This is a genomic window from Nitrosomonas halophila (assembly GCF_900107165.1).
GTDB classification, from domain to species: domain Bacteria; phylum Pseudomonadota; class Gammaproteobacteria; order Burkholderiales; family Nitrosomonadaceae; genus Nitrosomonas; species Nitrosomonas halophila.
Window position 1 is genome coordinate 34,946 of record NZ_FNOY01000014.1, and the last position, 25,197, is coordinate 60,142.

Genomic DNA, 25,197 nt, shown 5'->3' on the forward strand with positions numbered 1-25,197 from the left:
GATTAAATTAGACCTTGTCCAAGTCCGGATGTGCCATGGACTTTCCGCTACTTTACCCCAAATCACACCATGTGCGTACAGTAGCCGGCAAACCCGGTCCATCGACCCGCCCAACCGGCAATGGTCGGTTTAAGGTAGAATGCTGCTTGATTTTTGTATCCGCTATACCGGTGTATTAAGCCTCATCCCAGGAGCCTGCTCTCATGAAAATTCAAGAACTCTTGCAACAACGCGGCAAGGAAAATTTCTCGTTGCACGACCGTTACCTCAACAGCCAGATGGTCAGGGTGCTTAAAACCATTGGCTTTGACCGCCATTATGTCAGAGCCGATGGCGCCTATTTATTTGACGACAAGGACAATCGCTATCTGGATCTATTGAGTGGTTTCGGCGTATTTGCGTTGGGACGGAATCACCCGGAAATCGTGGAGGCGCTCAAGGATGTGCTGGAAGCGGAAGCGCCCAATCTGGTGCAACTGGATGTATCGTTGCTGGCTGGGGTGCTGGCGGAAAAACTGGTAAAACTGACGCCGCCCGGCCTGAATCGTGTGTTCTTCGCCAATTCGGGAACGGAAACGATCGAGGCCGCCATCAAATTCAGCCGCTATGCGACTGGCAAATCTAAAATCATTTTTTGCCGCGGCTGCTACCACGGGCTGAGCCTCGGTTCACTGTCCGCCACCGGGGATGATCACTACAAGAAAGGTTTCGGGCCGCTGGTGCCCGATTTCATCGAGATCCCCTTCAACGACCTGGCCGCCTTGGAAGAGGCGCTGGCACAAAACGATGTGGCCGCATTCATTACCGAACCGATCCAGGGGCATGGCGTCTGGATACCGGATGACGATTATCTGCCGGGCGCAGCCGCGCTGGCTCGCAAATATGGCGCGCTGTTCATCGCCGATGAGGTACAGACCGGACTCGGACGCACCGGCAAATGGTGGGCAGTCGAACACTGGTCGGTCGAGCCCGACATTATCTGCATGGCCAAGGCCCTTTCGGGCGGATTTGTGCCGGTCGGTGCACTGGTTTGCAAGGAATGGATTTTTGACAAAGTTTTCAATCGCATGGATCGCGCCGTGGTGCACGGCAGCACTTTCGGCAAAAACAATCTGGCCATGGCGGCAGGCCTGGCGACACTTGAGGTGATGGAGTCCGAGAATCTGATCGAACACGCCGCCCAGGCCGGCAAAACCATTCTCGATCAGCTGCAGCCCATGGTTGATGAATACGAATGCCTCAGCGAAGTACGCGGTCTGGGCATGATGATCGCACTCGAATTCACCGAACCCAAAAGCCTGTCGTTGAAATTGTCCTGGAAAATGCTGGAGGCCGCCAACAAGGGGTTGTTCTCGCAAATGATCACGGTACCGTTATTCAGGCGGCACCGGATTCTGTCGCAAGTGGCCGGTCATGGCATGAATATCGTCAAGTTCATTCCACCGCTGATTCTGACCGAATCCGATATTGAATGGCTGGTAGGGGCAGTCAGAAATGTGGTGGCGGATGCGCACCGTGGTCCCATTGCGGTCTGGGATCTGGGCAAGACCCTGGCCACTCAGGCCATGCGATTCAAGGTAGGCACATAACCCTCAAGGCGCGCCGCGCTCTCAGTCATGCCCGGCGCTCGCCGGGTCGCCGCGCGCCCACAAGCAATTGCCCCGGCTTTCGCTTTTGATGCGCTCCAGCAGTTGATGATGTGATTCGAGCTCCTGTTCGCTCGCGGGCGGCACGACCAGCGTCAGTTTCTGCAGGTCAATCGCCATCTCGGCAGCCGACTGCGGCGATGCATCCAGCTCTACCAGCAGGCTTTCCTGCCCCCGCGTCATGGCCAGATAGACTTCGGCTAACAACTCCGCGTCGAGCAAGGCTCCGTGCAGGGTTCGCCTGGAATTATCGATTTGGTAACGCTCGCATAATGCATCCAGATTGTTGCGTTTGCCCGGATGCAACTCCTTGGCCAATACCAGCGTATCGCTGACCTCGGTGCAGTAATTCAACAGCGGCTGCAAATTGATCAGATTGAGCTCATGATCGATAAAACCCACGTCAAAGGGTGCATTGTGAATGAGGATCTCGGCATCGCCAATAAACGCCAGGAACGCCTCACAGATATCCTGGAACTTCGGTTTATCGCTCAGAAACGCCCGGGTCAGGCCATGGACCTGGAGCGCGCCTTCATCGCTGTCCCGTCCCGGATTGAGATAGTGATGGAAATGGCGGCCGGTCAAGCGCCGGTTGTACATTTCGACCGCCGCAATTTCGACGATGCGGTGGCCCAGCGCAGGTTCGAGACCGGTGGTCTCGGTATCAAGAAATATCTGTCGCATAGTAAAGTCTAACCTCCCAGGCGATCACCTGGAACCCTGGCGCATGGATTGCACCCCATCCGGGACAAACTCAGCTTCATCACTGCATACTGCCGGTTTATCCGGCACAGACCCGCGCTTCGGCCAGAACCGATTCCACGCCCAGGTTGGCCAGCCGGTCGGCTTGTTCATTGCCATCATGTCCGTTGTGCCCCCGCACCCAGAACCACTCGACTTGATAGCGTGCAGACAATTGATCCAGCTCTCTCCACAGGGCTTCATTCTTGACCGGCTTTTTGTCGGCCGTTCGCCAGCCGCGCTTTTTCCAGCCATGAATCCATTCACTGATTCCTTTCTGCACATATTGCGAATCCGTGTGCAGCTGCACCCGCCAGGGCTGCCCACCCGCTGGCAATGATTCCAGCGCCTGCAGGGCACGAATCGCGGCGAGCAGCTCCATGCGATTATTGGTTGTCATGGCCTCGCCCCCGAAAAATTCCCGGGCATCGCCATTGAAGCGCAGCAAAACCCCCCAGCCGCCTACGCCAGGATTACCCTTGCACGCGCCGTCGGTAAAAATCTCCACCAGTCTCGCGCCGTTTGTCTCTTGCACGCTTACACTCCTGTTTGTCTGTTGCATGGTTGCTATTCTGAAAATTTGGCCCGAGCACCGGCTCGGCCGCATCCCGGGCAGGTGGCAAAATCACAGCCAGCCGGACAATTCTATTTTTCCGCTTCAGCCAATTCTTCCGGGCCCAAGGCCATCATGACCGGGGCATGGGTTTGCACCTGCGTGCCAGCCTCAAGCATGGCCCGATTCGCTTGCCGTTGCAAGCATCTCATGGACGAGAATCGGGCGGACTTTTAGAATTATGAAGTCTGCCGCCTTTTTCTATTTGCGCGACCGGTGCGGTTCGCTTCTTGGTCTTGGGGGCATTTTCCCAGCAAGGTTTGATGATCCGCATGCCACACTCATGCTTGACCGCTTGCAAATAATAAACGCCACCCGCAATCGGCCACCAGCGATCGCCGGCATCCTCCATGAAACGAAGCCGGGAAAGCCACTGCTCCCGCTCGCATGGCGGCACATAACAGCCCAGCTGGCCGGCAATGATTTCAAAATTGAGCAATTCCAGCCAGTCCTTCATGCGCGGCAATGCGATAAAGCGTCCGCACCATGGAAAGTCGGTCTTGGATGAGGTCATCCGCTGATGCAGCCCCCATAAACTGAATGGATTGAAACCGCTGATGACCACATGCCCCTCGGGAATCAGGATGCGATGCACTTCGCGCAGAATCTGGTGCGGACAGGTGTTGAATTCAAGTGTATGCGGCAATATCACCAAGTCGGTACTGCCGCTGCCTATCGGCAACGAGTGCGGCATGGCATAAGCGGAACAACCTTGCTCGAGGCCGATCACAAACTTGAAAGGCATTCGATTATTGCGCAAAAAATCATATTGGGGAAATCCAATCTGGGCAGCGTTGTAGCCAAAAACATCTGCCACTACCTGATCGAAATAACGCTGCTCTTGGTCCAATACATATTGACCAAGAGAAGACTCCAGCCATTGTTGCATATCTTGTTGCCGTACAGAATTAAGCATAATGTCGGGATGGTTGTTATGATGATCTATTAATCTGCCATGCGCTAAAGGAGAAAAAATGATCGAGGTTTTCCCCGTGCGGGCCTTCAAGGATAACTATATCTGGGTCATCCACAACCAACGTTTTGCGGCCATAGTAGACCCTGGCGACGAAGCGCCCGTCATCGCTTATTTAAGACAACAAAAACTGCAGCCCGTTGCCATACTGTGCACCCATCATCACTATGACCATACGGGTGGAAACGTTGCGTTGCAGCGGATGTTCTCCGTTCCGGTTTATGGCCCTGCCAATGAACCCATACCGGGGCTGACCCACCCCCTCAAGGAAGCAGACAGCCTTCAGCTTGCGGAGTTGGCAATCGAATTGACTGTTCTTGAGGTGCCTGGACACACTGCAGGCCATATTGCCTATTACGGTCATAATCGGCTGTTCTGCGGCGATACATTGTTTGCATGCGGTTGCGGACGGGTTTTCGAGGGCAGCGCGCAGCAGATGCATCATTCACTCAGCAAGCTGGCTGCCTTGCCAGATGATACGCTGGTTTATTGCGCACATGAATATACCTGGGCCAATATTCGTTTTACCAAGGCAGTCGACCCTGACAACCCTGCCTTGATCAAGCTAGAGGCAGAAGCTGAGAAACGGCTTGCGCAGCACATGCCGACGCTGCCTTCTCACATGGCAATCGAGAAAGCGGTCAACCCGTTCTTGCGCTGCAGCCAGCCAGCCATTATCCACAGCGCCAGCCAATATGCACGACAGCAACTGAGTGATCCAGTCAGTGTTTTTACGGCAATCCGGAACTGGAAAAACCATTTTTAGACTTCATGGACTGCACCCAGTCAAGTTCCTGGTAGCGGCATCAGGTCCGACAACCTTCAGCGTCACAGCCTGTCTGGGCAGACGCCTCATTCTTTGCGGCAGTTATGGCTGGGCTCGCCTGCTCGGCGATTTCCTCTGCCAGCAGCGTCCCGATCGATACGCCTAAATGCAGATCGCTCACATGACCGAACTGATGCAGCCGCAGGTACCCTGCTTTATCGATCAGAAGCGTGGTCGGCGTGCCTTGCATGCGATAAGTCATCATGGTGTGTGGCACGACTTGCTGCGGATTGGGCTTATCAATGCCGATCGGGAAACGCAGGCGGTATTCATAAGCGAACACTTCCAATGCCTCGCGCCCCATCACCGCATGATGTTCGAAAACGGTGTGCAAACCGATTACCGCCACGCGTTCGGGATCGAACTCATCGAAAATCCGCTGTGTTTGCGGAATGCCATGCTGCACGCATCCCGGGCACAACATTTGAAACGCATGCACCAGCACCACTTTTCCGCGTAAGGAGGCAAGCGTAATCGGTTGCGGCGTATTCAGCCAACCAGAAGTCTGCAACTCTGGCGCCTGGATTTTTTCTACAGAATCATTGGTTGTCATGGCTAGGATTGTGCATATACAAATAAAGAAAAGGGCAATTCATTTTGCGCAAACAATCCTGCGCAAAACAAAATGCCCCAGAATAGTCAATGCAAGGCTTATCCTCGCATCAACTTGTCATCTCACTTGGTTTATTTGCCAGGTTTGGCAGCACGCAGTACTGGGTAGTGCTGGGTGAAGACATTATCCTCAGCTGCGTTGTCTTTATGGCAAACATTGCAAGCTTCCTCTGGCTGTTTCGCGCCACTTTTGCTTTCATAGCTTTCAAAACCGAAATAGGCCCAGTTATTGTGGCTATCGGCAAAGCGCTTGGAATCCTTGACAGTTGCAGCGATACCCAGGAATTCTCCTTGGAAATAACCGTTGCCACTCGCAGATTCTTTGGTTCCTACGCTGACCAATTCCTTGACAATAATCGTGCCGTCACGGAATTTGCCAGTTTTTTTCCAGTGTGCGAAGCTGACGGGATCAATGTAGACATTGTGGAATTCAGGAAATGCAGGATTACCGTCATTCATATCTTTTGGCGTAACGGGCGCACCCACGAAAATCCATTCACGATAGTTTCTAGGCGTGAGCAGATCACCGTCTTTATTGAAATGTGCGTATGACTTGGCGTGTTTATCATGCTCACCGGCAACCGCAGCGGTTGTTACCTGCGCAGCCAGCATGCCCGACAACAATAATGGCGCAAAGCCACCCAACAACGTTCTTTTTAACTGTGCCATAAGTGAATCCCTTAAGTAGTTAAGTTAAATTGCATAGAAAACAGTCAACATCCAGGAGGCTGTCCGAAAATAGACTGATCTACTGCGGACGAACCTGCCAGGCTGGATTTTTCGATCCTTTTCGTTGAATAGAACAACTATTCGCCTCAAATGATCGAAAAATCCCGCTCAGCCAGCTTCGCCCTCGCTACGATCGCTATTCTCGGACAGCCTCCTAACCAACCATTTTCGCGCCTAATCTTAGTCAGCGCGCCTCATTCCGTCAAGGCAAGAATACTCTTATACATCACCACACTGCCAATAGTGCCAGTTGCCAACCACTCGGCCGCTGACCTCAAGAGGACGAGACGAGTCTTCGATCATACCTGTCTCACGTGACATTTCAATGATACTTGTCCTGCATGACACCCGGCATTCAAAATCTGCTACTTTAGGCAGCTCTACATGTGGATTCTGTTATTCCCAACCCAACATCACCAAACTCATACTAACCAAGGAAGCTGAGAATGAAACTTGAAACATTGGCCCTGCATGCCGGCTACCAACCAGACCCCACCACCAAGGCCGTTGCCGTTCCCGTTTACCAGACGACTTCTTACGCCTTTGACGATGCGCAGCATGGCGCGGATTTGTTCGATCTTAAAGTCGCCGGCAATATCTATACTCGCATCATGAACCCCACCACGGATGTATTGGAGCAGCGCATGGCGGCGATGGAAGGCGGAGTGGCGGCATTGGCCGTCGCCTCCGGCATGGCTGCGATCACCTATACCATCCAAACGCTGGCGGAAACCGGCGACAATATCGTTTCCACCAGCGAGCTGTACGGCGGCACTTATAATCTGTTCGCCCATACGTTGCCGCGCCAGGGGATCGAAGTCCGCTTTGCCAACAAAGATGATTTCGCTGCGATCGAAAGCAGAATCGATGCCCGCACCAAACTCATATTCTGCGAATCCGTCGGCAATCCGTCCGGCAGCATCGCCGATTTGGAAGCGCTGGCCAAGCTTGCCCACCATCATGGCATTCCGCTGGTAGTTGACAATACCGTACCCAGCCCAGCCCTGTGGCGGCCAATCGAACAGGGTGCTGACATTATCGTCACTGCTGCGACCAAATATATTGGCGGTCACGGCAACTCCATCGGCGGTGTGATTATCGACTCAGGCCAATTCCCCTGGGCCGATCACCAGCAACGCTTTCCCCTCCTCAATACCCCCGATGTCTCCTACCATGGGGTCGTCTATACCGAGGCTTTCGGTCCCGCCGCCTTTATCGGCCGCTGCCGTGTCGTGCCACTGCGCAACATGGGGGCTGCCTTGTCCCCGATGAATGCCTTCCTGCTTTTGCAGGGACTGGAAACCCTCACCTTGCGCATGGAACGTATCTGCCAGAATGCGCGCCAGGTTGCAGAATACCTGCAAGCGCATGATGCCGTGTCCTGGGTCAATTATGCGGGTCTGCCCAGCCATAAGGACCATGCGCTGGCACAGAAATATATGCAGGGCCAGGCATCGGGCATTCTCAGCTTTGGTTTGAAGGCAGGACGTGCAGCGACGCGCCGCTTCTACGATGCCTTGCAGATTTTTCTGCGGCTGGTCAACATCGGTGATTGCAAATCACTGGCTTCGATCCCGGCGGAAACTACCCATCGCCAGTTGAACGATGAAGAACTGAAATCGGCAGGGGTTCTGCCCGAGATGGTGCGGTTATCGATTGGCATCGAGCACATCGATGATTTGATTGCTGATCTGGATCAGGCCTTGCGCAAAATCTGATCACCCCAAACGTTTTGATCAGATCGATGCAAAAAGCGATCTTCAGGATGGACAATGGAGGCATACAGTCACGCTACAGCATTTTCTGCCGCGTTGCACGATCACACAGCCAAACAGGCAGATTCAGCCAAGCGATATTGCCGCTCAGGGATATCGCTTGCATGAATGCCGGATTTACTTGTTATACTGCGTAGCTCTGAAAATAAAAACTGTTAACCAAATTCCTAGTGGAGGACTTGAATGGATGTTTCAAGCATAGCGGTCGGATTCCTGGCAGGCGCCGCAACGACCTATCTTGCAAGCTACTTCATGAAATCTAAAACAGCAGCGACCGCGACCACCCAAACCGCTTTCGCCAGCTCAGTCAACTTGCCAGACCAATTATGGCAAGCACATGAAAAACTGTTAAAAGAAATGAAACAGGATCTGGACACTCCGGAATTTCAGTTCCATCGCGAATTCTACGTGATGAAAAAAGGCTGGGGCTGGGCCCGCTGGGGACTTCACCGCAAGGGCCCCTGCCTGGCCTATTTCCTGGATGATCACGACCATCTGTTGCAACAGCTCGATACTCTTGCCACGCATGGCCTGATCAGCAACGAAGGCGAAGCCGGCAAGAATACGATCAAATTCCGCTTGAATGATAAATTCGTGGAATTGCTGCGTAGCAGGAAACTCTGAAAGCAGGCTGCAATTTCCACGAATATTGCCGGGCCTACAGCAATAAATTTTCCAGCGTCAACCGGTATATTCTGGACAATCGCTCGATATCCGCAATGTCTACGCATTCATTGAGTTTATGTATTGTCGCATTGCGTGGACCAAATTCCACCACCTGACGGCAAATATCGGCAATGAAGCGGCCATCGGATGTACCGCCAGAAGTCGACAGTGCGGGTTCGACCGAAGTTACGGCGCGAATCGCGGCACTGAGTGCTTCGGCCAGTTCTGCTCTGGGCGTCAGATATGGTTTCCCGGAGAGCTCCCAAGTCAGTCCATATTCCAAGCCATGCCGGTCGAGAATCTCGTGCACGCGCGCCTTGAGCGATTCAACTGTGCTGGCGGTGGAAAAACGGAAGTTGAACAACAAATTCAATTCGCCCGGAATGACATTGGTTGCGCCGGTACCGCCATGGATATTGGAAACATGCCAAGTGGTCGGGGGAAAATATTCATTGCCCTCATCCCATACGGTTTGAGCAAGCTCGGCGATGGCTGGCGCAGCCAGATGGATGGGATTTTTAGCCAGATGGGGATAAGCGATATGGCCTTGCACACCCTTGATGGTCAGATTCCCGGACAAACTGCCGCGGCGGCCATTTTTAATGGTATCTCCAAGGGTATCGGTGCAAGTAGGCTCGCCAACAATGCAGTAATCTATCTGCTCGCCTCTTGTCTGAAGCGCTTCCACAACCTTGACCGTACCATCGATTGCCGGACCCTCCTCGTCTGAAGTGATCAAGAGCGCAATCGATCCTTTGTGGTCGGGATGCGCCTCGACAAATGCTTCGATAGCGGTAACGAAAGCGGCAAGCGAGGTTTTCATGTCGGCGGCGCCGCGTCCGAAAAGCTTGCCATCGCGGATTGTCGGTGTGAACGGGTCGCTATCCCACTGGGAAAGCGGCCCGGTCGGGACAACATCGGTATGCCCGGCAAAACATACCACTGGCCCTTCGGTCCCGCGGCGCGCCCACAGATTATCAACTTCACCGTGGCGCATCGGTTCGACAGCAAATTCAAGATCGGCGAGCCGGTTCATCAGGACTTTCTGGCAACCGTCATCGTCAGGCGTCAGCGAGCGGCGCGCAATCAACATTTGTGCAAGTGTCAGGGTGTCATTGGACATATAGATTTTCCTCGATTTGAATTTCCGGCCGGGATGTTCGGCAATGTAGGGACTAATTCTTCTGGAACATGCGCAAGGCATTGCGGCCACGCGCGCCCAGAAAAAAACTTTCAATGAATGGATGTTCAACAGCAATCACAGCAGGAATGGATCCCAGGGCAATGATGCGACGCTCCGCCAGCACCGCGACCCGGTCGGATATCGCCACCAGTGTATCCAGATCATGGGTCACCATGACGATGGTCAAGGTGAGCTCCTTGCGCAATGTTTGAATGAGATCGACAAAGCTTTCGCTCAATGCGGGATCAAGGCCTGCAGTCGGCTCATCCAGAAACAAGAGCTCGGGATCAAGCGCCAAGGCCCGCGCCAACGCCACACGCTTGATCATGCCACCCGACAGTTCGGCCGGCATTTTATAGGCATGCTGCGCCTCGACGCCCACCATGTCGAGCTTCAGCATGACCAGATCGCGAATCAGGCTCTCGCGCAGATTGCGCAGCTCCCGTAGCGGCAGGGCAATGTTGTCATACACGTTCAGCGCGCTGAACAAAGCGCCCCGCTGAAACAGCACCCCAAGACGGACACGCAATTGTTTTTGCGCCTCATGGCTGCAATCATAGCGTGAAGCGCCAAGCACCCTTACACTGCCTTGTGCAGGTGCCTCGAGGCCGAGCATTTGGCGCAGCAAGGTAGTCTTGCCGCTACCGGACCCCCCCACCAGCGCCAGCACTTCTCCGCGCAACACGGCCAAGTCGATATCCTCATGGACCACATGCTGGCCAAAGCGGGTATGCAAACCGCAAATCTCGATTGCCCAATCGGTGTGTATCATCAACCTGCGATCCTTAGACCCACGTTGGAGAACACGACTGCGAAAATGGCATCGATGATGATCACGGCAGTAATCGAAACAACCACCGAATTGGTCGTACCCTCCCCCAGGCTTTCAGTATTCGGCTTGATACGCAAACCAAAATGACAGGCGATCAGCGCAATAGTCATGCCGCAGACCAGGCCCTTGCCCAGAGCCAGCCACAAATTGACAACCGGCACAGCGTCCGGTAGGCGGGTCAATGCATAATGAAAACTCAATCCTATCTGCAGGTCTGCAGCCATGATGCCGCCCAGCAGCGCAATGGCGCTGGTCCAGACGACAATCAGCGGCAAAGCGATGCCCAGACCGATGATTTTCGGCAGAATCAACCGCAAACTATAGGGAATGCCCATCACGGTCAGGGCGTCCAGCTCCTCGGTCACCCGCATGACGCCAAGCTGAGCAGTCATGGAAGAGCCCGAACGGCCAGCCACTAATATGGCCGCCAGCATCGGACCGAGTTCACGAATGATGCTCATGCCGAGAATATTGACGATAAAAATATCCGCCCCGAACATATGGAGCTGTTCCGAAGAGAGATAGCTCAGCACGATGCCGATCAAAAATCCGACTATCGCCGTAATACCCAGCGCTTGCGCACCGGTACGAAACAGGTTGGCGGAAATTTCGCGCATCGGAATCTTGCCGGGATGCGCGATCAAGTACAGCATATCCAGCGCGACCTGACCGGACAAGGCAATGATACCGGCCACATGACTCAGAAACAGAAACAACCGCCTGCCAAGCATGGTAATTGGCAGAAATGCGCTGGAATGGGGTGATGCCGGCAAAGGCGCAGCCTTTTCCAGGCGCATGAACATTTTTTCCTGCTCGGGCCGCAATGACAAATACGCCGGACGCTGCCCGCCCCAAGCCTGCCAAAGCATCGCCGCCCCGGCATAATCCATTTGCTGGATGCCTGTCAGATCCCAGTGCACACCGGATTGTGCAGCCAGGCGCGTCAATTCACGCGCCAATCCTGGCAGCGAGCGGTCCAGCGTCATCAAAGTGTAACTGCCGGCAAGCTGTACACAAGTGCACTCGCCCTGAACGACAAGTCGATACCAAGTATCGTCGGTCCTGGTTGATGGGTTGAAAGACATCGGTATTTTATTCCAAGATGTGACGGATCACGGCCGGCCACCATCCAAGCTTTAAAGCTACTCGCCTCCTACATGTGGCTCGATCGGCCACCATGACGATAAGACCAGACCAATAGCGCCGCACCCGCAATAATCATCGGCAACGACAGCCATTGTCCCATGCTGATACCCAAAGTCATGATGCCTAGGAATCCATCATCCGGTTCGCGGCAAAATTCGACGAACGAACGAAACACACCATAGCCGATGAGGAACACGCCAGAAACGGCACCCAATGGCCTTGGTTTGGCGGAGTAAACCCAGACCAGTATGAACAGGGCCAGACCCTCCAGGGCGAATTCATATAATTGTGAGGGATGGCGCGGCAAATTATCCACATGCGGAAATATCATTCCCCAAGGCACGTCGGTAGGACGTCCCCACAATTCGCCATTGATGAAATTGCCTATCCGACCCGCACCCAGACCAGGCGGAATCAGAGGCGCGATGAAATCAGTAATCGACAGCCAGGACAACTGGTATTTTCGTGCCAGCCAGATCATCGCCACGACGACACCGAGAAAACCGCCATGGAAAGACATCCCGCCTTGCCAAATAAAGAAAATTTCCAGGAGATGCTGCAGGTAATAGTCCGGTTGATAAAACAGGACATGGCCTAGCCGACCGCCAATGATGACGCCGAGCACGCCATAGAACAACGTATCGTCGAGTATTTCTCGAGTGAAAATACTGCCGGGCCGTTGCTTGATGCGGTAGCGCCCGAGCAAGATGAACAGCAGGAAGCCAAGCAGATACATCAGCCCATACCAGCGAATGGCCAGCGGACCGATGGAAAGCGCAATCGGGTCAAATTGTGGGTGAACGAGCATAGGTAGCGGCCTGACTTACGGTAAAATAGCCATTATACGGCATCGCTTGCTGACCGCAGTAGCCATCCAGTTTGAATCGTGAACATATTTAAGGAACCATTATGCCAGATAATCGACGTAGCCAGGCCATCACCCAGGGCGCCAAACGCACCCCCAACCGCGCCATGTTGCGCGCGGTTGGGTTCGGAGATGGCGATTTCGACAAACCGATCGTTGGAATTGCCAATGGATTCTCCACCATCACGCCATGCAACATGGGATTGGACACCCTCACCCAATGTGCGGAACATGCACTCAAGACTTCCGGCGCCATGCCGCAAATATTCGGCACGATTACGGTATCGGACGGCATCTCCATGGGCACCGAGGGCATGAAATACTCACTCGTTTCACGCGAAGTGATTGCCGATTCAATCGAAACCGCAGTGCAGGCGGAGAGCATGGATGGGGTGATCGCTATCGGTGGCTGCGACAAAAACATGCCGGGCGCCGTGATTGCGCTGGCCAGAATGAATGTGCCGGCCATTTTCGTCTATGGTGGCACCATCAAACCCGGCCATTACCGTGGCCGCGATTTGACGATAGTCAGCGCCTTCGAGGCGGTCGGCCAATATACGGCTCACAGGATCGATGAACAGGAATTGCTGGAAGTTGAACGCCATGCCTGCCCGGGTGCGGGTTCCTGCGGCGGCATGTATACCGCCAACACAATGTCATCCGCGATCGAGGCAATGGGATTGAGTCTGCCCCATTCGTCCACGATGGCGGCCGAGGACGAAGAGAAACGGATCAGTGCCGCGCGCTCGGCAGAAGCGCTGGTGGAGGCGATCAAGAAACAGATTCTGCCTCGCGATCTCATTACCCGCAAGGCATTAGAAAATGCCGTATCAGTGGTCATGGCGGTAGGCGGGTCGACCAATGCCGTCTTGCATCTGCTGGCCATTGCCCATGCGGCAGAAGTCGACTTCTGCATCGATGATTTCGAAGCGATCCGTGCGCGCGTGCCAGTATTGTGCGACCTAAAGCCATCGGGCCGCTATGTCACAACCGATCTGCACCAGGCGGGCGGCATTCCGCAAGTCATGAAAATGCTGCTCGACCATGACTTGTTGCATGGCGACTGCCTGACCATCAGCGGGCAGACGGTGGCGGAAACCCTCCAGGATATTCCGACTCAGCCCCGCCCCGATCAGGATGTCATCCGGCCATGGGACCATCCGGTCTACGCCCAGGGTCATCTGGCGATCCTGAAAGGCAATCTCTCTCCGGAGGGCTCGGTTGCCAAGATATCCGGTATCAAAAACCCGGTCATTACCGGCCCCGCCCGCGTATTCAATTCCGAAGAAGCCTGCATGGCAGCAATCCTGGAGCGCAAAATTCAGCCCGGTGATGTTGTCGTCATTCGTTACGAAGGCCCACAAGGGGGGCCAGGGATGCGGGAAATGCTCTCCCCCACCTCGGCATTGATCGGCGAAGGACTGGGTGATTCTGTCGGACTGATTACCGATGGACGTTTCTCCGGGGGCACCTATGGCATGGTAGTGGGCCATGTCGCACCGGAAGCGTTTGCAGGCGGTGTGATCGGATTGGTAGAAGAAGGCGACTCGATCACGATTGACGCCCACCAGCGCTTGCTGCAACTCAACGTAACCGAAGAGGAACTGGTGCACCGCCGCACCACTTGGCAACCGCCTGCCCCACGCTATACGCGCGGCGTACTGGCAAAATATGCCAAACTGGTGTCTTCGGCCAGCCGCGGTGCGGTAACCGATTAATCGCCACCGAACGGTCTTTCAATGCCCAATCGCCTCATTGCGGAAACCAGTCCCTACCTGTTACAGCATGCGGACAACCCAGTGGATTGGCATCCCTGGGACGATGTGGCATTGAACATGGCACACGTTCAGGACAAGCCGATCTTGCTTTCGATTGGCTACTCCGCGTGCCATTGGTGCCATGTCATGGCCCAGGAATCGTTCGAAGATCCGGCAGTGGCGGCCATCATGAATCGGCATTTTGTCAATATCAAAGTTGACCGGGAAGAGCGCCCCGATCTTGACCAGATTTATCAGAATGCACATTACATGCTGAATCACCGTTCAGGCGGCTGGCCACTAACCATGTTTCTGACGCCTGAGCAAAAACCCTTCTTTGGCGGCACTTATTTCCCCAAAACGGCGCGTTATGGCATGCCCGGCTTTTTGGAACTGTTGCCAAAAGTGGCAGCAGTCTACCGCGACCGCAAACCCGATATCGCGCAACAGAATGCTGAATTGCTGAAGCTATTTGCACAATCGCTGCCAGCAAAAAGCGCGAGTGCCTCACTATTATCCCGGGAACCGATTGAACAGGCGTGGCGGCAGTTACGCCATCTTTTCGATGCAACCCATGGCGGCTTTGGCGATGCTCCCAAATTTCTGCATCCGCTCGAGCTGCAGTTTTGCCTGCGTCGCGCTGCACTTGAGGATAATGAAGAGGCTTTGCACGTTGTCACCCACACCCTGGAAAAAATGGCCACTGGCGGTCTCTACGACCAACTCGGCGGCGGATTCTACCGCTATAGCACGGATCGTTATTGGCGTATTCCGCATTTCGAGAAAATGCTGTATGACAATGCGTTGCTGATCCAGCTCTACACAGAAGCATGGCTGGTCACCGGAAACCCGCTGTTCCAGTGTATCGTGGAGGAAACCATCGCCTGGGCGTTGCGCGAGATGCAACCGGGGACAGACCAGAGTCATGGTTATTATTCCTCACTCGACGCTGATTCGGAGCATGCAGAAGGCAAATACTACCTCTGGAGTCAGCAAGAGATCGAAGCCATGCTGTCACCCGACGAGTACGCAGTGATGGCGCCCTACTACGGCCTGGATCGCCCTCCCAATTTTGAGGACGAGTACTGGCATCTGGAGGTCGCGCAACCGGTGCCAGTCGTTGCCATGCGCAACGCCATCGATGCGCAAACTGTGCAACGGCAGATTGCAGCAGCGCGCCAGAAATTACTGAACAGGCGCAACGACCGCACCCGGCCCGGGTGTGACGAAAAGATCCTGACCAGCTGGAATGCCCTGATGATCAAGGGCATGGCGCGTGCTGGCCAGGTATTCGAGCGTCCCGACTGGGTATCTTCAGCGATGCGGGCCATGGATTTCATCCATGCCAACTTGTGGAAAAATGGCCGCCTGCTTGCCAGCCATAAAGCTGGCAAAGCACACCTGAATGCCTATCTGGATGATTACGCCTTTTTGCTGGATGGTTTGCTGACCCTCATCCAGGTTGAATTCCGGCAGAGCGACCTGGATTTCGCCATTGAATTGGCAGAAGTGCTATTGAACCAGTTTGAAGACCCCACTGCGGGTGGTTTTTTCTTTACCAGTCAGGACCATGAAGCACTCATCCACCGCCCTAAAACCGGCCATGACGATGCGATTCCCGCCGGCAACGGGATTGCGGCAATCGCGCTGCAGCGGCTGGGGCATTTACTGAATGCGCCGCGCTATCTTGCGTCAGCCGAGCGCGTCCTCGATGTGTTCTCCACAACCCTAACGCAACATGCACACACCCATTGCAGCTTGCTGATGGCGTTGGAAGAACACCTGGAACCCGTGCCATGGGTGATACTGCGCGGAGATAAAACGGCTTTGCAAACATGGCTGCCGGCACTGATTCCCTACTCTCTGACAACACTGCCGATTGCGCTACCGCTGGAACTTTCCGGATTGCCCGAGTGTCTGAGAAAGCAGCCTTCCCCGGATGGAACAGTCAATGCCTGGGTATGTACTGGCAGGCGCTGCCTGCCAGCGATCCATGAATTAAAGGAATTACTGCAAGTCTGCAAGGTTCGGGGTAAAATAGTGGCCCCTTTATCATTCAAAAAAGGAAAAACATGATGAAAACAGCTTGGTTAGGTACTTTCGCCGCTTCAGCTCTGTTAGTGGCAGGTTTCGCTCAGGCAGATGCCGAACTGGCGAAAAAAAGCAATTGTACCGCTTGTCACCAAATGGACATCAAAACCGTCGGTCCTGCACTGAAAGACATCGCAGCTAAATATGCTGGCGAAGAAGGTGCGGCGGACAAACTGGCAGGAAAAATCAAGAATGGTAGCAGCGGCGTTTGGGGCCAAATCCCAATGCCACCCAATGTCAATGTCAGCGAAGAGAATGCCAAAGTTCTGGCAGAATGGATTTTGTCGCTCAAATAAGCTGATTTATTGCGCATGAAACCAGGCCGATACCGTATACGTATCGGCTTTTTATATGCCTCTACCCATTCTCGGCAGGGAATATTGCAGCTCAGGATCACCCCTGGTCAGCTTTATGAGGCATCAACGCACCCTTTGCACCTTGCATAATGATTGTTGCGGTTGTATACGTGTAGAATGCATTGCATGTACGGCAACTGAAACTGCAAACAGTTCGGAGTCATAAAACTTAAAAATACTTCGCTGACAAACCTATCTTCACGTCGTAAAGATTGATCGATGACCACCGAACATATCATATTGGGCGCAGGCTGTTTTTGGGGTGTGGAAGCCGTGTTTCGGCGCGTGCCAGGTGTCACCGATGCAATCTGTGGCTATGCTGGCGGACATGCCCCCAATCCTGACTATCGGGCTGTTTGCAGCGGCACAACAGGGCATGCCGAAGTCGTACGGATCACATACGATTCAATGACCGTATCCCTGGAAGAATTGCTCGAAGTATTCTGGAACTGCCACGACCCAACTACTCTCAACAGACAGGGTCCAGACATCGGCTCCCAGTATCGATCCGCCATTTATTTCTTCACGGCTGATCAGGAAACGGCAGCTCAACGATCCCGGGCGCAAGCTCAGCAAAGCGGGCGCTGGCCGGATCCCATCGTCACCGAAATTCTCCCTGCCAGCCAGTTCTATCCAGCGGAGAATTATCACCAGCGTTATTTTGAGAAACACGGCCTTCAACATGGCTGATTGCTGGGGTACGCGCTGATACGGAATTTCCCTGTCATGGTTCATCCAAAATCCAATATAATAATCAAATGAGTTGTTTATTCGTGATCAGCGCGCCATCCGGCGCGGGTAAAACCAGCGTCGTCCATGGTCTTCTCCAGACTGATGTTACGGTGAGCCTGTCAATTTCCTATACGACGCGTCTACCCAGAGAGAATGAAGTGAACGGCCGCGATTATGTATTTGTCGACCAGACCCTATTCAGGGAAATGCTCGCGGATGGGGAATTTTTGGAAAGCGCCGAAGTTTACGGCAATTTTTATGGTACATCCCGGCGTTGGATTGAGGAAACCATGGCAGCAGGACAGGATGTATTGCTGGAAATAGACTGCCAGGGCGCCCAGCAAGTACGCCAGCTCTATCCACAATCGACATCGATTTTCATCCTGCCGCCGTCGCTGGAAATTCTCGAGCGGCGCCTGAGACAGCGCGGCCTGGATGAAAACAGGATCATTGAGCGCCGCCTATCGGCAGCACGCGATGAAGTCGGCCATTTAAACAAATTCGATTATGTGGTCGTTAACCACAAACTGGATCAAGCCGTGCAGGAAGTCGCCTGTATCATGCGCGCAGAACGCTTGAAAACGATGCGCCAGCTGATCAGTCAGCGCAAGTTAATTGCACAATTCGCTTGATTTGGTATTTTCTAAAAGCTTGTCAATCTGGAGTTTTATTCACCATGGCACGTATTACTGTTGATGATTGTCTGAAAAGGATCCCCAACCGCTTTAACATGACGCTGGCAGCGACTGCACGGGCCCGACAAATCTCGGTCGGCTCCACGCCGATGGTCGATACGGAGCGTGACAAACCAACCGTTATTGCCTTACGAGAATTGGCACAAGGAAAATACGGCGCAGAGATTGTCAATTCCATTCGTTAGGGCTCGTCAATAAATAACTTGATTGCGCCTGCAACGCTTGTCGCATAGACAATCACATTCACTCCTAATTTTCATTTTATCGGACCAAGCCGTCTCGCCTTACGCAACACGTGGCCTGGCCGTATTTCCCCGGGATTCACAGATTCAGTTGGTGAGCACAATTGGCTGCCATCGCTCTCTGTCCCACCTGCTATTCACAAAACGGCGCTATAATTCTCGTTTTTGCTATAAACGGGTAAACATTTATGACCACGATAGTATCAGTACGGCGCGGTCGACAGGTAGCGCTGGGCGGTGATGGCCAAGTGACACTTGGTGCGGTAGTAGCCAAAGCCAGTGCACGCAAGGTACGCAGGTTATACCATGAAAAAATTCTGGCGGGATTCGCGGGGGGGACAGCAGATGCATTCACCCTGTTCGAACGTTTCGAAGGTAAGCTGGAAAAACATCAGGGCCATCTGATGCGGTCTGCGGTCGAACTCGCCAAAGACTGGCGCACTGACCGTATCTTACGCCGTCTGGAAGCCATGCTTGTCGTCGCCGATCACGAAGCGACGCTGATTATCACCGGTGCCGGCGATGTCATCGAACCCGAGCAAAGCCTGGCAGCAATCGGCAGTGGCGGCGCCTATGCGCAGGCTGCCGCCCGCGCGCTACTGGAGAATACCGATTTGAGCGCTCAGGAAATCGTCGCCAAAGCACTGACCATTGCTGGGGATATTTGCATCTACACCAATCAGGCGCATGTCATCGAGCAGCTTGACTGACACCAACAATAACCCACAGCCAGGAAAATTCATCATGTCACACATGACCCCACAGGAAATCGTCCATGAATTGGACAAACATATCATCGGCCAAGAGACAGCCAAGCGTGCTGTCGCCATTGCTCTGCGCAACCGCTGGCGCAGACAGCAGGTAGACGAACCGCTACGCCAGGAAATCACACCCAAAAATATTTTGATGATCGGCCCAACCGGTGTCGGCAAAACCGAAATCGCCAGACGGCTGGCGAAACTGGCCGATGCACCCTTCATCAAGATCGAAGCCACCAAATTTACCGAAGTCGGCTATGTCGGACGCGATGTCGATTCCATCATTCGTGATTTGGTGGAATCCGCCATCAAACAGGGACGCGAACGCGAAATCAGGAAGAACCGGCCATTGGCGGAAGATCGCGCGGAAGAACGAATTCTCGATGCATTGTTACCGCCTGCGCGCGACCAGGACTTCCGCTCGGATCAGCATGAAGAAAGCAGTGCAACCCGGCAGAAGTTTCGCAAAAAATTGCGCGAGGGCGATCTGGATGACAAGGAAATCGATATTGAAGTTGCCATGACACAAGCCAGCATGGAAATATTCGCCCCGCCTGGCATGGAGGAACTGACTTCCCAGATCCAGAGCATGTTCCAGAACATGGGTACGAGCAAGAAGAAAACGCGTCGGCTCAGCATCCGGGAAGCCAAGAAACTGCTTACCGAGGAAGAAGCCTCCCGTCTCGTCAACGATGAGGAATTAAAGCTGCGCGCCACCCAGAATGTTGAGCAGAACGGGATCGTCTTTCTTGATGAAATCGACAAGATCACCAGCCGCTCGGATACCTCCGGTTCCGATATCTCGCGCCAGGGCGTGCAACGGGATTTACTTCCTTTGGTGGAAGGCACCACGATCTCCACAAAATATGGCATGATCCGCACCGATCATATTCTGTTCATTGCGAGTGGCGCCTTTCATCTAACCAAACCCTCCGATCTCGTTCCTGAATTGCAAGGGCGCTTCCCGATCCGGGTGGAACTGGACAGTCTCAGCGCCAAGGATTTCGAGCAAATTCTCACCAATACCGATGCCTGCCTCATCCGCCAATATCAGGCATTGCTCAAGACCGAAGGCATAGAACTGAAATTTTCAGAAGACGCGATCAAGCGCCTGGCCGAGATCGCTTCCCTGGTCAACGAGAAAACCGAGAATATTGGCGCGCGCAGATTACACACTGTCATGGAAAAACTGCTGGAAGAAATGTCATTCAATGCAACTCGGCACAGTGGCACCACCCTGGTTATCGATGCAGCTTATGTCGACCAACGTCTTGGAGAACTCTCGCAAAGCGAGGATCTGGCTCGCTACGTGCTATAAACCTCGACTATGCGAGAAGTTGTCGTCCTGAGCGGCGCCAGAACCGCCATCGGCAGTTATGGCGGGACGCTCAAAGACTTGGCGCCCGCCACCCTTGCCAGCCGGGTGGTGATGGAGGCGGTTGCCCGGGCCGGAATCGAGAGAGCAGCCATCGGCCATCTGGTCGCGGGCCATGTCATTCCCACCGAAGCACGCGATATGTATTTGGGACGCGTCGCCGCCCTCGAAGCGGGCCTGCCACAGTCGATCGCTGCGCTGACCCTGAACCGTGTCTGTGGCAGCGGTTTGCAGGCAATTATTTCTGCCGCCCAGGCCATTCTGTTGGGTGACACACAGGCATCGGTGGCTGCAGGCGCAGAATCGATGAGCCGAGGCGGGTATCTTCTGCCCACGCTGCGCTGGGGGCAGCGCATGCGGGACAGCACAGCGGTTGATCTGATGGTGGGTGCATTGACGGATCCGTTCGATCGTGTTCATATGGGCACGACCGCCGAGAATATCGCCCAGAAATGGGGCATCACCCGCGCGCAGCAGGATCGGTTTGCACTCGAAAGCCACCGACGCGCCATACATGCTATCGAAAACGGTTATTTCCGCGAACAAATCGTACCCATCGAAGTATCTGCGCGCAAAGGGGTCAAGTTGTTCGAAGTGGACGAACATCCCCGTGATAACGTAAGCATGGAGTCCCTGGGCAGGCTGGAGCCTGTTTTCCAGGAGCATGGCACAGTCACGGCTGGCAATGCCTCCGGCATCAACGATGGTGCCGCTGCGTTGGTGCTGGCGGAAGCAAACTGGGCGCGTCAACAGAATCTGGAACCGATTGCCCGTCTGGCTGCCTATGCGCATGCCGGCGTGGACCCTCGTTACATGGGCATGGGACCGGTGCCTGCTGTCGAACGAGTACTGAACCGTGCCGGGCTCAAATTGGCCGACATGGATGTGATCGAATCCAACGAAGCCTTTGCCGTTCAAGCCTGCGCAGTCGCGCAGGCGCTCGATTTCGATTTGGACAAGACCAACCCGAATGGGGGGGCGGTGGCATTGGGGCACCCGGTCGGCGCTACCGGCTGTATCCTGGCGATCAAGGCCATTTTTGAGCTGAGGCGCCGTGGCGGACGCTACGCCTTGGTCACTTTGTGCATTGGCGGCGGACAAGGCATTGCCGCAGTTTTTGAGCGACTCTGATAACAATTTTCTATCTCGAAAAGACATGTCCAAACTGACCCAATCGACAGCATGGCTGGCCCTGGCTGCACATCAGCAGGCCATGGCGGGTCGGCAACTGCACACGCTATTTGCCGAAAATCCACAGCGCTTCGACAAATTCTCTCTGCAATTCAAGGATATTTTGCTGGACTACAGCAAACAGCCGGTTGACGAGACAACCATTCACTTGTTGCTCGCACTCGCGCGCCAGCAACGCCTGGAAGAGTGGATGCAGCGCATGGCCAATGGTCAAAAAATCAATAGCACCGAGAACCGGGCAGCCTTGCACATGGCATTGCGTGCCGACTCACCCGTCTATGTGGATGGCGTAGACGTCATGCCCGAGGTCAAACATGTCCTCCAACGAATGGCACGATTCGTCACAGCGGTTCGCAGCGGCTCCCATCAGGGTTACAGCGGATTGCCCATTTCCGATGTCATCAATATTGGAATCGGCGGCTCCGATCTGGGACCTGCCATGGCAGTGGAAGCCCTGCATCCCTATTGCTCACCCGCATTGCGGATCCATTTCGTTTCCAATGTCGATGGCGCGCATCTTGCACAGACCTTGCAAGGCCTCAATCCGGCAACAACGCTGTTCATCATCGCCTCCAAGACTTTCACGACCCAGGAGACACTGACCAACGCACAATCCGCACGCGCATGGTTCCTGGCTGGAGGCGGCAGCGAGCGGGATATCGCTCGGCATTTCGTTGCAGTCTCCACCAACAGTGATGCGGTAGCCCGCTTCGGGATCGCCCTCGACAACATGTTTGAATTCTGGGACTGGGTCGGCGGCCGATATTCTCTATGGTCAGCAATCGGTTTACCCATTGCACTAGCCGTTGGCATGGAAAATTTCCACGCACTATTGACTGGCGCACGGGAAATGGATCATCATTTCCTAAGCGCACCCTTGGAACGTAATCTCCCTGTCCTGCTGGGGTTGGTTGGCATCTGGCAGATCAATTTCCATCACGCCACCAGTCATGCGATCCTGCCTTACGATCAATCCCTGCAGCGCTTCCCGGCCTATCTGCAACAGCTGGAAATGGAAAGCTGCGGCAAGCGCGTCACCCGAAACGGGGAAACGGTCGATTACAGCACGGGGGTGGTAGTATGGGGCGAACCGGGCACCAACGGTCAACATGCTTTCTATCAATTGCTGCATCAAGGGACGCAAACATTCACAGCCGACTTTCTGGCGCCTTGTCTGTGCCAGCACACTTTTCCGGCACATCAGCCGATCCTATTGGCAAACTTCTTTGCACAGACCGAGGCGCTCATGCGGGGCAAGAATGCGCAAGAGGTACGATCCGAATTAACCGCTCAGGGCATACCACCCGAGGCTTTGGAAAGCTTGTTGCCGCACCGGATCTTTCCGGGCAATCGAGCCTCGACTTCGATTTTGTTCAGAAAGCTGGATCCCGCAACGCTGGGGGCATTGATTGCGCTCTATGAACACAAGGTGTTTGTACAAAGCGTCATTTGGAACATCAATCCGTTTGATCAGTGGGGTGTAGAACTCGGCAAGCAGCTGGCCGGCAAGATTCTTGCTGAATTGGCTCTCGATCAACCCGTCACATCGCATGACGCATCAACCAATGGTCTGATCAATTTTTTTAGAATGCAACAATAATACTTTCCCCCTATAAATCAATTCCAGTTCAATAGTATATGTCCGTGTCTTCCTCCCATTCCCGTCAAAGACCCCGTGTACTATTCATTACGCCGGAGGTCTTCCCTTTATGCAAAACTGGGGGCCTCGGTGATGTGAGCGCTGCGCTGCCCCTCGCATTGCGCGATTTAAAAGTGGATGTGCGACTGCTGCTGCCCGGCTACCCTTCAGTATTGTCGGCGCTTAAATATAAGCGCAAGCTTGCAACATTCGATCTTTCGCCACATTTCCCGGCAGCCGCCCTGTTGGCCAGCAAATTGCAAGTGCATGAAGGCGGCCATGTGCCTGCCTATATCATCGACTGCCCTAGCCTTTATCAGCGCCGTGGTGGGCCTTATGTGGATGACACCGGTCGTGACTGGCCGGATAACGCGCTGCGTTTCGGGCTGCTCTCCAGGATCGGCGCCCTCCTGGCCAGCGATGCCAGCCCGTTGGAGTGGCGGCCGGATATCGCTCACTGCAACGATTGGCAAAGTGGTTTGGTGCCAGCTTATCTGCACTTTCACCCGCAGCAAAAAGCAGCGAGTCTGATCACCCTGCATAATATGGCCTTCCAGGGTTGTTTTCCGCCCGCAGAAGTGACGCGACTGGGGCTGCCCACCGAAAGTTACGATGTGCATGGTGTGGAGTACTACGGCAATATGTCGTTTATCAAGGCCGGGATTTATTACGCAGACCGCATCACGACCGTCAGCCCCAGCTATGCGCGCGAAATTCAGCATGAAGCACTCGGATTTGGCCTACAGGGGTTATTGGCCGAACGCAGGGATGATCTCAGCGGCATCATCAACGGTATCGATACCACGGTCTGGAATCCCACTACTGATTCCTATATCGCTAAGAAATACACCAGCAAGACCTTGGCGGCAAAAACCGTCAACAAGCTCGCTCTGCAACAGACCATGGGACTGGAAAAGAACGAAGCCATTCCTTTATTTGCCGCGATCAGCCGTCTCAGCCACCAGAAAGGGTACGACCTCATGCTGCAGGTGGCGCCCATGCTGACAGAGCTCCCCGCCCAACTGGTACTATTGGGAAGCGGCGATCCCGTGTTGGAAAAACAGCTGGCCGCGCTGGAACAAGCCTTTCCCACTCAGATAGCGGTCCGCATCGGGCATGATGAAGCCCTGTCCCATCTGATCGAGGCCGGAGCTGACTGCTTTTTGATGCCCTCCCGCTTTGAGCCATGCGGACTGAACCAAATGTACAGTCAGCGTTATGGTACACCTCCGCTGGTACATGCCACAGGAGGACTGCTTGATACGGTGGTCGATCTAACGCCCAAAACCCTGGCGAATGATCGCGCCAGCGGTTTTTATTTCCACGAAATGACGGCTGACGCATTCCTGACCGGGATCAAGCGCGTGGCCAGGGCTTTTCACAACCGGCGGTTATGGCGGAGTCTGCAAAGAAATGGAATGCGCAAGGACTTTAGCTGGCAAGCCAGCGCCTCAGCCTACCGCACGATCTATCTGTCCTTAATGCAGAAATAGGCGATCGTGCAGAGTGGCTTTCTCGCGGCACAAGCAGACTAAACAGCCACCAGCTAAAGCTGGTGGGTTAGTGACAATGACTAAAGTCAGGATACGGGTCTTAAGACCCGTTTAGCTTTCGGTTCTGAAATTATCATCACCTTTAGGTTCAAAATGATGCTCCAAATAGTTTTGAATCATTTCTTCTGTCAGTTCTCCTGATGTTACACAAAAGTATCCTCGCGCCCAAAAATGGCGCCCCCAGTAGCGTTTTTTTAAGTC

Annotated in this window: 25 protein-coding genes; 15 read left to right on the plus strand and 10 right to left on the minus strand. The window is 54.2% G+C overall.

Translation table 11 applies throughout. The features are described from left to right. The first annotated feature begins 203 nt into the window (after positions 1–203). Positions 204–1,589 (plus strand): aspartate aminotransferase family protein, encoded by a 1,386-nt coding sequence (locus BLV85_RS05245; protein WP_090412925.1) that lies wholly within the window; start codon positions 204–206, stop codon positions 1,587–1,589. 21 nt (positions 1,590–1,610) lie between these two features. On the opposite strand, the gene dnaQ is transcribed toward BLV85_RS05245, so the two are convergent. From dnaQ to BLV85_RS05260, 3 genes are all read right to left on the minus strand, one after another. Beyond that, on the minus strand, positions 1,611–2,330 hold the full coding sequence (gene dnaQ / locus BLV85_RS05250) for a DNA polymerase III subunit epsilon (protein WP_090412927.1): 720 nt from the start codon (positions 2,328–2,330) through the stop codon (positions 1,611–1,613). Between the two features lie 97 nt (positions 2,331–2,427). Further along, positions 2,428–2,922: a ribonuclease HI gene (rnhA, locus tag BLV85_RS05255; protein ID WP_245725096.1), complete on the minus strand. Its 495-nt coding sequence runs from the start codon at positions 2,920–2,922 to the stop codon at positions 2,428–2,430. 226 nt (positions 2,923–3,148) lie between these two features. Continuing rightward, positions 3,149–3,916: a class I SAM-dependent methyltransferase gene (locus tag BLV85_RS05260; RefSeq protein WP_090412931.1), complete on the minus strand. Its 768-nt coding sequence runs from the start codon at positions 3,914–3,916 to the stop codon at positions 3,149–3,151. Between the two features lie 58 nt (positions 3,917–3,974). On the opposite strand from BLV85_RS05260, the gene gloB reads away from it, so the two are divergent. Further along, positions 3,975–4,739 (plus strand): hydroxyacylglutathione hydrolase, encoded by a 765-nt coding sequence (gene gloB, locus BLV85_RS05265; protein ID WP_176973938.1) that lies wholly within the window; start codon positions 3,975–3,977, stop codon positions 4,737–4,739. A gap of 40 nt (positions 4,740–4,779) precedes the next feature. On the opposite strand, the gene BLV85_RS05270 is transcribed toward gloB, so the two are convergent. Together BLV85_RS05270 and BLV85_RS05275 are read right to left on the minus strand one after the other, a co-directional pair. Continuing rightward, complete coding sequence (locus BLV85_RS05270; protein WP_090412933.1) at positions 4,780–5,352, minus strand: peroxiredoxin family protein; 573 nt, start codon at positions 5,350–5,352, stop codon at positions 4,780–4,782. Between the two features lie 131 nt (positions 5,353–5,483). Next, on the minus strand, positions 5,484–6,023 hold the full coding sequence (locus BLV85_RS05275) for a cytochrome P460 family protein (protein WP_245725097.1): 540 nt from the start codon (positions 6,021–6,023) through the stop codon (positions 5,484–5,486). A gap of 563 nt (positions 6,024–6,586) precedes the next feature. On the opposite strand from BLV85_RS05275, the gene BLV85_RS05280 reads away from it, so the two are divergent. Both BLV85_RS05280 and BLV85_RS05285 read left to right on the plus strand, forming a co-directional pair. Continuing rightward, positions 6,587–7,858 (plus strand): O-acetylhomoserine aminocarboxypropyltransferase/cysteine synthase family protein, encoded by a 1,272-nt coding sequence (locus BLV85_RS05280; RefSeq protein ID WP_090412938.1) that lies wholly within the window; start codon positions 6,587–6,589, stop codon positions 7,856–7,858. A gap of 240 nt (positions 7,859–8,098) precedes the next feature. Next, entirely contained in the window at positions 8,099–8,539 is a 441-nt protein-coding gene (locus BLV85_RS05285) for a hypothetical protein (RefSeq protein ID WP_090412941.1), read from the plus strand. A 34-nt stretch (positions 8,540–8,573) separates the two neighbouring features. Here the strand turns inward: BLV85_RS05285 and dapE are convergent, their stop codons facing one another. The 4 genes from dapE to lgt all read right to left on the minus strand — a co-directional run bounded on the left by dapE (position 8,574) and on the right by lgt (position 12,550). After that, entirely contained in the window at positions 8,574–9,704 is a 1,131-nt protein-coding gene (gene dapE / locus BLV85_RS05290; RefSeq protein WP_090412943.1) for a succinyl-diaminopimelate desuccinylase, read from the minus strand. Positions 9,705–9,756: 52 nt separating this feature from the next. Next, on the minus strand, positions 9,757–10,536 hold the full coding sequence (locus tag BLV85_RS05295; protein WP_090412946.1) for an ABC transporter ATP-binding protein: 780 nt from the start codon (positions 10,534–10,536) through the stop codon (positions 9,757–9,759). Further along, positions 10,536–11,681 carry an MlaE family ABC transporter permease gene (locus tag BLV85_RS05300; protein ID WP_090412949.1) on the minus strand — a complete coding sequence of 382 codons (1,146 nt, stop codon included), beginning with the start codon at positions 11,679–11,681 and terminating at the stop codon, positions 10,536–10,538. Before BLV85_RS05300 ends, BLV85_RS05295 begins: the two co-directional genes overlap by 1 nt. A 68-nt stretch (positions 11,682–11,749) precedes the next feature. Next, positions 11,750–12,550: a prolipoprotein diacylglyceryl transferase gene (lgt, locus tag BLV85_RS05305; protein ID WP_090412951.1), complete on the minus strand. Its 801-nt coding sequence runs from the start codon at positions 12,548–12,550 to the stop codon at positions 11,750–11,752. A 101-nt stretch (positions 12,551–12,651) separates the two neighbouring features. Between lgt and ilvD the strand changes: the two genes are divergently transcribed. From ilvD to glgA, 11 genes are all read left to right on the plus strand, one after another. Beyond that, complete coding sequence (gene ilvD / locus BLV85_RS05310; protein ID WP_090412953.1) at positions 12,652–14,325, plus strand: dihydroxy-acid dehydratase; 1,674 nt, start codon at positions 12,652–12,654, stop codon at positions 14,323–14,325. 21 nt (positions 14,326–14,346) lie between these two features. After that, positions 14,347–16,440: a thioredoxin domain-containing protein gene (locus BLV85_RS05315; RefSeq protein WP_090412955.1), complete on the plus strand. Its 2,094-nt coding sequence runs from the start codon at positions 14,347–14,349 to the stop codon at positions 16,438–16,440. Next, on the plus strand, positions 16,440–16,751 hold the full coding sequence (locus BLV85_RS05320; RefSeq protein WP_090412958.1) for a c-type cytochrome: 312 nt from the start codon (positions 16,440–16,442) through the stop codon (positions 16,749–16,751). The genes BLV85_RS05315 and BLV85_RS05320 overlap by 1 nt, the downstream gene beginning before the upstream one ends. 279 nt (positions 16,752–17,030) lie before the next feature. Next, positions 17,031–17,501, plus strand: coding sequence for a peptide-methionine (S)-S-oxide reductase MsrA (gene msrA / locus BLV85_RS05325; RefSeq protein ID WP_090412960.1), 471 nt, complete (start codon positions 17,031–17,033; stop codon positions 17,499–17,501). 68 nt (positions 17,502–17,569) lie between these two features. Next, positions 17,570–18,175: a guanylate kinase gene (gmk, locus tag BLV85_RS05330; RefSeq protein ID WP_090412962.1), complete on the plus strand. Its 606-nt coding sequence runs from the start codon at positions 17,570–17,572 to the stop codon at positions 18,173–18,175. A gap of 44 nt (positions 18,176–18,219) precedes the next feature. Next, a complete protein-coding gene (gene rpoZ / locus BLV85_RS05335) occupies positions 18,220–18,423 on the plus strand; it encodes a DNA-directed RNA polymerase subunit omega (RefSeq protein WP_090412965.1) in 204 nt (67 codons plus the stop codon). 245 nt (positions 18,424–18,668) lie between these two features. After that, positions 18,669–19,190, plus strand: a complete 522-nt coding sequence (gene hslV, locus BLV85_RS05340) for an ATP-dependent protease subunit HslV (RefSeq protein ID WP_090412967.1) — start codon at positions 18,669–18,671, stop codon at positions 19,188–19,190. 34 nt (positions 19,191–19,224) lie between these two features. Then, a complete protein-coding gene (gene hslU, locus BLV85_RS05345; RefSeq protein ID WP_090412968.1) occupies positions 19,225–20,556 on the plus strand; it encodes an ATP-dependent protease ATPase subunit HslU in 1,332 nt (443 codons plus the stop codon). A gap of 9 nt (positions 20,557–20,565) precedes the next feature. After that, positions 20,566–21,744, plus strand: coding sequence for a beta-ketothiolase BktB (bktB, locus tag BLV85_RS05350; protein ID WP_090412969.1), 1,179 nt, complete (start codon positions 20,566–20,568; stop codon positions 21,742–21,744). A gap of 25 nt (positions 21,745–21,769) precedes the next feature. Beyond that, entirely contained in the window at positions 21,770–23,404 is a 1,635-nt protein-coding gene (gene pgi / locus BLV85_RS05355) for a glucose-6-phosphate isomerase (RefSeq protein ID WP_090412972.1), read from the plus strand. A 38-nt stretch (positions 23,405–23,442) separates the two neighbouring features. After that, a complete protein-coding gene (gene glgA, locus BLV85_RS05360) occupies positions 23,443–24,936 on the plus strand; it encodes a glycogen synthase GlgA (RefSeq protein ID WP_245725098.1) in 1,494 nt (497 codons plus the stop codon). A 111-nt stretch (positions 24,937–25,047) separates the two neighbouring features. Here glgA and BLV85_RS05365 read toward each other — a convergent pair. Further along, on the minus strand, positions 25,048–25,197 hold a 150-nt coding region (locus BLV85_RS05365; RefSeq protein ID WP_176973882.1), incomplete at its 5' end, for a transposase.

Excerpts from the sequence above, each read along its gene's own strand:
- BLV85_RS05245 (WP_090412925.1), top strand. The coding sequence starts at position 204 with ATGAAAATTCAAGAACTCTTGCAACAACGCGGCAAGGAAAATTTCTCG.
- dnaQ (WP_090412927.1), bottom strand. The coding sequence starts at position 2,330 with ATGCGACAGATATTTCTTGATACCGAGACCACCGGTCTCGAACCTGCG.
- BLV85_RS05260 (WP_090412931.1), bottom strand. The coding sequence starts at position 3,916 with ATGCTTAATTCTGTACGGCAACAAGATATGCAACAATGGCTGGAGTCT.
- gloB (WP_176973938.1), top strand. The coding sequence starts at position 3,975 with ATGATCGAGGTTTTCCCCGTGCGGGCCTTCAAGGATAACTATATCTGG.
- BLV85_RS05270 (WP_090412933.1), bottom strand. The coding sequence starts at position 5,352 with ATGACAACCAATGATTCTGTAGAAAAAATCCAGGCGCCAGAGTTGCAG.
- BLV85_RS05275 (WP_245725097.1), bottom strand. The coding sequence starts at position 6,023 with ATGCTGGCTGCGCAGGTAACAACCGCTGCGGTTGCCGGTGAGCATGAT.
- BLV85_RS05280 (WP_090412938.1), top strand. The coding sequence starts at position 6,587 with ATGAAACTTGAAACATTGGCCCTGCATGCCGGCTACCAACCAGACCCC.
- BLV85_RS05285 (WP_090412941.1), top strand. The coding sequence starts at position 8,099 with ATGGATGTTTCAAGCATAGCGGTCGGATTCCTGGCAGGCGCCGCAACG.
- dapE (WP_090412943.1), bottom strand. The coding sequence starts at position 9,704 with ATGTCCAATGACACCCTGACACTTGCACAAATGTTGATTGCGCGCCGC.
- BLV85_RS05295 (WP_090412946.1), bottom strand. The coding sequence starts at position 10,536 with ATGATACACACCGATTGGGCAATCGAGATTTGCGGTTTGCATACCCGC.
- BLV85_RS05300 (WP_090412949.1), bottom strand. The coding sequence starts at position 11,681 with ATGTCTTTCAACCCATCAACCAGGACCGACGATACTTGGTATCGACTT.
- lgt (WP_090412951.1), bottom strand. The coding sequence starts at position 12,550 with ATGCTCGTTCACCCACAATTTGACCCGATTGCGCTTTCCATCGGTCCG.
- ilvD (WP_090412953.1), top strand. The coding sequence starts at position 12,652 with ATGCCAGATAATCGACGTAGCCAGGCCATCACCCAGGGCGCCAAACGC.
- BLV85_RS05315 (WP_090412955.1), top strand. The coding sequence starts at position 14,347 with ATGCCCAATCGCCTCATTGCGGAAACCAGTCCCTACCTGTTACAGCAT.
- BLV85_RS05320 (WP_090412958.1), top strand. The coding sequence starts at position 16,440 with ATGAAAACAGCTTGGTTAGGTACTTTCGCCGCTTCAGCTCTGTTAGTG.
- msrA (WP_090412960.1), top strand. The coding sequence starts at position 17,031 with ATGACCACCGAACATATCATATTGGGCGCAGGCTGTTTTTGGGGTGTG.
- gmk (WP_090412962.1), top strand. The coding sequence starts at position 17,570 with ATGAGTTGTTTATTCGTGATCAGCGCGCCATCCGGCGCGGGTAAAACC.
- rpoZ (WP_090412965.1), top strand. The coding sequence starts at position 18,220 with ATGGCACGTATTACTGTTGATGATTGTCTGAAAAGGATCCCCAACCGC.
- hslV (WP_090412967.1), top strand. The coding sequence starts at position 18,669 with ATGACCACGATAGTATCAGTACGGCGCGGTCGACAGGTAGCGCTGGGC.
- hslU (WP_090412968.1), top strand. The coding sequence starts at position 19,225 with ATGTCACACATGACCCCACAGGAAATCGTCCATGAATTGGACAAACAT.
- bktB (WP_090412969.1), top strand. The coding sequence starts at position 20,566 with ATGCGAGAAGTTGTCGTCCTGAGCGGCGCCAGAACCGCCATCGGCAGT.
- pgi (WP_090412972.1), top strand. The coding sequence starts at position 21,770 with ATGTCCAAACTGACCCAATCGACAGCATGGCTGGCCCTGGCTGCACAT.
- glgA (WP_245725098.1), top strand. The coding sequence starts at position 23,443 with ATGTCCGTGTCTTCCTCCCATTCCCGTCAAAGACCCCGTGTACTATTC.